The organism is Acidovorax cavernicola, assembly GCF_003581445.1.
This window is the reverse complement of the sequence record NZ_QXMN01000383.1, coordinates 1-515: the sequence shown is the minus strand read 5'-3', so window position 1 is coordinate 515 and position 515 is coordinate 1. Positions and strand designations below refer to the sequence as shown.

Genomic DNA, 515 nt, shown 5'->3' with positions numbered 1-515 from the left:
GATTTGTTGCCTGATAGCACGATACCTGTGTTGCCTGATAGCACGAGTCCGTCCACAGGCTCTGCTGCAGTTATCCCCGTGCCGTGGGCGGCACGGGCCGGAAAGTCAGCAGCGGCGAGGAAATACCGCAAACCTGCTCGATGCCCAGCATGTAGCCCGGTAAGGCTTGCCGGGCCACAATCGCCCGCAGGTCGGCGGCGAAGTCGTAGTACCGTGCCACGCTGCCCGATTTGCGGTAAAGGTGCTGGAAATCGAACTGCCAGCCGCCTGGCTGCCTGCCGCCGTGCTTGCGCACGAGCCGGTACAGCCAGCGCTCTATGCCGCCCGTCAGCCGGAAATATGCCGGGTCGATGGTCAGCACCAGAGCGGCGTCCAGCACGCCCGCAAAGAACCAGTCCGGCAGGATCAGCTCGATGCCCAGCGGCGTGCCGCTGGCATCGGCCAGTTCCTTCCACTCGTTGATCCACGAAAACCGGTGCAATCGCCGCCCGGTCGTCTCCCGGATGGAGGTGGCC

At 64.5% G+C, this 515-nt stretch carries 1 protein-coding gene; it reads right to left on the bottom strand.

The annotated features are described in order from the left end of the window. Positions 1–70 precede the first annotated feature (70 nt). The coding region (locus D3H34_RS33790) for a replication initiator protein A (RefSeq protein ID WP_205736895.1) at positions 71–515 on the bottom strand (445 nt) is incomplete at its 5' end.